Genomic DNA, 5,384 nt, shown 5'->3' with positions numbered 1-5,384 from the left:
GGACAGTCTGATAAGATTCAAGTTATATGATATTATCTCGTTGCCTTTTGGAAATCCAGCAAATTGAAGCAGATCGCATTCTCGAATGGGGGCGTCTCGAAAGTAGGTGGAGAATATAATCTGATGGAGTGTGTCGATTTTGTGTCCCGATTTACAAAGTTGCGGAGTGATCGCGTCATACTTCAGTCCGCGCCTCCCAGAATGATCTTCGTCGCAATTTTTATCTGAGATCCCATCGCGTCAATCGTCACCAACACTGACTGGAATTTACTCAGTTCTAATAACTTGGGAAAATCGCACGGAATTCTAAGGAGAAACTCTCGAGTTACGGGGCAAATAAGCAAGGGCTTGCGTCGTTTTACAACGATTTGCATATATTGAGTAATGACATATAATGTTGCCAGTAAAGTGTTGAAGCCGCTTTTGCTAAAAACTGAAATCCGTCTATGGAACCAAGGGAGTGACGTGCTTTTCCAAGAAATCCAGAACCGGATCGCTGGCTGCCTTGATTCAGGTGACGTGGAACGTTTCATTCACCATTGCCTTTCAAATCCGCTCCCTATCTCTCCCTGGGGACTTTGGACGCTATGTTCTCTTGTTAAACATCGACAACGCCAGGAGTTTGTTCTCGAGTGTGTGCGGTTTAAATTGGATGGTGATCCCGTTGCGATCGCAGCTGCTGGAGCATTCGCTCACCCACCCATTAAAAAACATGGATTAGTTCCTGGTGATACAGATTGGAAGTACAACTTCCATGGAAGAGGTTGCCGTCTCAAGAATCGTATTTCTGGAGAGTGTATCGACGTCGATTTTTTCGATGACACAGCCGATTGGTTCGATGATTATTTCTACAATATCTTTCTAAAGTCACTTAAACAACCCGAGATCTGGGAACAGCGTGTCATTGAATTGCATCCCTCAATCGATACTGTTTTACTTGCTTTTGATGAACTACAAAATGCTGGCTTGCTTGAAAAGCATTCCGATAAGCATGTTGTACGTCTTTCCTTTGAGACCAATGAGATTTTGCATTTCCTCGAATGCATCGAAGGTTTTCCTTCCTCAAACCATCTGGTCCCAAAGCTCGCTGCAGCGTTGGGGGATTGGGAACTTTTGAAATCCATATCCTTGGATGATCGTTTTCAAAAGGATGTGGCGGCAGCTGATGAACTTAATCGGCTTGAACGTGAGAAAATGCTTCTGAATTGTTTTGAAAACAGTAACAGGCAAAGACACGCCCTCAAAGCAATATTTGAGATTGAAAGCTGCCATCAGTATGAGCTATTAAATTCTTCATTAGAATTGCCACACGATGAGGTGTTAAATTCTGCATTACAATTGCCAAACGCGGGTGCTATTTCCACAGCACTAGAAGTTATACTCTCTTCCAAGGACAGTACCTGGTGCCCTGAAGTTCTCAAACTTCTGAACAGAACCAATCCCTGCGGTGATCTTCCCCAACCCCAAATATGGTTGATATGTATGGAGTATTTATGCCAATACTCTGAAAACCGTGATGCTTTAAGTAATAAACTTCGGCAAGCTTCTCGACATTCAATTGCGGAAGCAGGAATACTGGCACTTGAATATCGCCCTACCGAAGCATTAAGCCTGTTCCGTCGAGCGATACGATCAAAAACTAGGCACAATAGGATCGTTTCGGTAGCAGTGCTGGCCTTGATTAACAAAGCCTGGGCTCACAATGAGTTACTCGATCTGTTGAAGAGTTCCGATGACCATAGCCTGACTGCAGAATGCAGAGCTGCAATTCGTGAGATGCCTCATCCTCAACTTCATAAGATCGTGGATGAATGGGAAAATAATAATCCTCATGAACCTGAAACTGGTAAATGGATCACGATGCAAGAAGTGTTTCTTAGGGGGACACAGGAACGTGTTAAATGGGAAATGGTCGCTTTGCATGACCGAATACTTCCTCTGAGGGATATTGTGCCTCCAGAGCCTTCACGAAAATGGTGGAAGTTATGGTAATAGCTCATTTCTGTTAATTCGTGCTGTTCAGATGGCGATTGAGTGAAGAGGGGGCGTCATCACAAATAGGCAGACTTTGGTCAGCTTGCCATTGAGTAGGACGTCGACAATATCAAAATCAACCCGAGTTTCTCTGGTATCTCCAAACTTCACAAGCGTTATGAGCTCACCTTTGAATCACGTGCAGGTCGCGAACTAACAACTACTTCAATGGGCTGTTAAAATTGCTGCCAGATTAAAATTCAGTATAATAATTATTTACTCAAGCTATTGCACAGTTTTGGATGCAACATCGCATAGAATTGAATAATCGTGTAAGTCGCAATCAGAGGATATCTTGTAAATGGCTAAGAGAGATAAAACTTTTGCAATTGATAGTTTAATCCAATTTATTGAAGGTAAGTTACAAGATTTCAGAATCGAGCACAAAGGATTAAGTCTTCGTCAAAAGGTCGTACTGCTTGCTGATCTTCACTATGACTCACCATTTTATGGGCCTGGTGAAGCTTTTAAGGAAGGACTACTCAAATCTTCCGCAAGAGAGAGAATCAGAGAGTATTTCGAGATATACACAAATGTCGTACTTGATGGAGCTGAACTTCGAATTGTTTCAGGCATTTCTGACTATCCAGGTCGAATTCGAGAGCTTCGAGTCGAGCAAGGATATCGAATATTCTCAGGGGCTACCCCAGATATTGACAGTGGGATTAATCTAAAGTCAGACCAATTTCTCTTAACCTCAAAAGAAAGAGACGAAGATGCTGCACGTCGCTGGGTCATCGCCAATCGGATTCTAAAAAGTGGAGGAAGAGCTAAAACCCGACTCTTGGATTTTTTCAAGGAAAACTTGAATAGAGTCGTGACAACTGATGAACTTTTCTATGTAGCCAAAGGTAAGAAAGAATTTGCTCGACGTCTCAGAGAGCTACGGACGAAGGATGGATTCCCTATTGCAACTCGACTAACTGGGCGTCCCGATCTTAGTTATGGAGAGTATATCTTACTCTCAGAAGAACGTGTATCGGAACCTCACGACCGTCAGATCCCTATTGAAGTGCAAATAGAAGTTTATCAGAGAGATAACAATACTTGCAGGAATTGCTGCTGGGACATGAATTGTTGGATAGAAGAAGACCCCAGAATACTTGAGATTCACGATGTGCGACTGCAAGCAACTAAACGCACTAAAGGCATTAATGAGTTCAATCTGATAGTGCTTTGTAGCAAATGTCATGATGAAGTTCATGCAGGCCGCTTGGATATAGATTGGTGGCTTGAGTTTTGAAGTGCACGGATTTATGGCATGGATACTCGTGAGGTGATTTGTTCTGATACTTCTTCCAAGGCCGATGGTTCAAATTGTTCATGGCTTGTGTAATCTGTCAATTTACTGAAGTCGTTCCCTTTCCGAATCCAGTCTCACATACTTTGTTTGACAATGAGCCACAATACGAACCATCCAACATAGTGGCATTATCGTCAAACATGGTGATCACATTCATTTTGTAGAAGGGCGGATGTGGCTGGCAAACACTTCAAATCAATTGCCACGCCCTGTTTATCGAGCGGAGTGGTCATACTTTATCGTGTTCCAACACGCCCGCCCCGGACCGTTAAACCTAAACTAATCGCTCTCGAACAGACTCTTCCAGTAGGGCATCAAAATATCGGACCGTGAAGGACGGCGGAGTTTATATAACGCAATGGACTCGATTCCACACACTCTTTCACGAGAGAGTTGGAGTATTCGTGCAGTTTCTTCATAGCTATATGCCACGTCATTACCCAGTCCAAACCGCAACGTGATCACTTGGCGTTGTCTTGCTGTAAGATCTGACATCAGTGCGTTAAGTTGATTCTTGAGAGCCATCAAATCACACCACCGCTCGTAATCAAATGTCGAGAATCTTATTGAAGTGATCGTCATGTATCTATGTCCGTTTTAGGGGCTTTGGCCCATCGAATTGAGTATCAAATCAGGTTAGCACATCGGATTGGTTGGTGGAGGGGCAATACTAAATTCCAAGTACATCCTGTTCACTTATTCCAGCTTGCCCTCTTGACCTGCGGACACTGAAGCGGCGCAATGACGTGCCCCCAAGTATGACACCAGTCACATGACTTGTATGTTTGACTTGTCAGGATCAGACGGTGTAATGGACATTGCCGTGGAAAAGACTTCTGAGCGTAGCGAAGAAGAATTTTCCACGGTGGCCGACGACAGATCGACCATGACTGGGTCTTTCAAGACCGACACTAAGCAGGATCGTCGCCGGTTTTTGGACTTTAGCCCGAACAGCCGCCAGAGCCGATATCTAGATCATGCTGTATCGAGCTCGTATCTGCAAGACAGGGACAACTCCATGAATGATTCGATTACCTCATTTGTCGGTATTGATGTTGCCAAAGATTCGCTCGATGTTTGTATCCTTCCTGAAAAGACTCATTATCAAGTTTCCTACAATGAGAAAGGGATCAAACAACTGGTCAGCAAACTGCCTGATGTGGGAGCGTGCTTGATTATTGTTGAAGCGACAGGTCGATATGAGAAACGCGTCGTTGTTGAACTTGCGGCCATAGGTCATTTTGTTTCAATTGCCAATCCGCGTCATGTTCATCATTTCGGAAAAGCTATGGGCAGCCTGGCAAAAACCGACAGGATCGATGCAGAACTTATCGCACTGTACGGGCAACATGTTCGACCAAGAACGCTCGCAAAACAACATGAAAAACAGACTGAATTGCAACAATTGGTAACCCGTCGTCGTCAACTGATCGATTTGAGAACAGCTGAAAATAATCGGCAGGAACTGCTTACTTCCAAGCTGGTCCAAAAGAGCATTCAAAAGATAATTGATATGTTGCAGAAGCAAATTAAATCGATCGAAAAAGAAATAGCGAAGTTGTTAGATTCAGACGATCATTGGAAAGCTAAGGCAGAAATCATCGAATCCATTCCAGGAGTTGGTATGGTTACTGTCATTTCATTATTGTCCAGTCTCCCGGAATTGGGGATTCTCAATCGCCAGGAAATATCCGCACTGGTTGGTTTGGCCCCTTTCAATCATGACAGTGGTCGCTTTCGGGGTAAGCGTTCTATCTGGGGAGGAAGAGCTTCAGTTCGTAGCAATCTGCACATGGCTGCTCTGGCTGCCCGACGATGTAATCCTGTCATAAAGGCATTTGCCAAACGACTTGAAGCTCAAGGAAAACCGTTCAAGGTGGTAAACGTTGCCTGTATGAGAAAGTTACTTGTAATCCTTAACACACTCGTCAAAACAAATTCGCGATGGAACCCAAATTATGCCCAAAATCAACTTGACTAATAACACAGCCGCTTAGTGTCCGGTTGTATCAACGACTGTTCTGTTTGCTTGTTGGAACGGAGCGGA

At 43.9% G+C, this 5,384-nt stretch carries 4 protein-coding genes; 3 read left to right on the top strand and 1 reads right to left on the bottom strand.

The features are described 5' to 3' along the window. Positions 1-384 precede the first annotated feature (384 nt). The gene (locus Q0668_RS18460; RefSeq protein WP_298867321.1) at positions 385-1,992 is read left to right on the top strand and encodes a hypothetical protein; all 1,608 of its coding nucleotides are present in this window, start codon (positions 385-387) and stop codon (positions 1,990-1,992) included. Between the two features lie 343 nt (positions 1,993-2,335). Next, positions 2,336-3,277 (top strand): hypothetical protein, encoded by a 942-nt coding sequence (locus tag Q0668_RS18455; RefSeq protein ID WP_298867319.1) that lies wholly within the window; start codon positions 2,336-2,338, stop codon positions 3,275-3,277. 339 nt (positions 3,278-3,616) lie between these two features. Here Q0668_RS18455 and Q0668_RS25960 read toward each other — a convergent pair whose 3' ends face one another. Beyond that, positions 3,617-3,832, bottom strand: coding sequence for a sigma factor-like helix-turn-helix DNA-binding protein (locus Q0668_RS25960; protein WP_366918957.1), 216 nt, complete (start codon positions 3,830-3,832; stop codon positions 3,617-3,619). A 523-nt stretch (positions 3,833-4,355) separates the two neighbouring features. On the opposite strand from Q0668_RS25960, the gene Q0668_RS18450 reads away from it, so the two are divergent. Further along, complete coding sequence (locus Q0668_RS18450; RefSeq protein ID WP_298867317.1) at positions 4,356-5,318, top strand: IS110 family transposase; 963 nt, start codon at positions 4,356-4,358, stop codon at positions 5,316-5,318. The last annotated feature ends 66 nt before the right edge of the window (positions 5,319-5,384 follow it).

Source organism: uncultured Gimesia sp. (genome assembly GCF_937910335.1).
In the GTDB taxonomy this organism is placed as follows: domain Bacteria; phylum Planctomycetota; class Planctomycetia; order Planctomycetales; family Planctomycetaceae; genus Gimesia.
The sequence above is the reverse complement of the archived record's forward strand: the minus strand, read 5'-3'. Positions and strand labels throughout refer to the sequence as shown.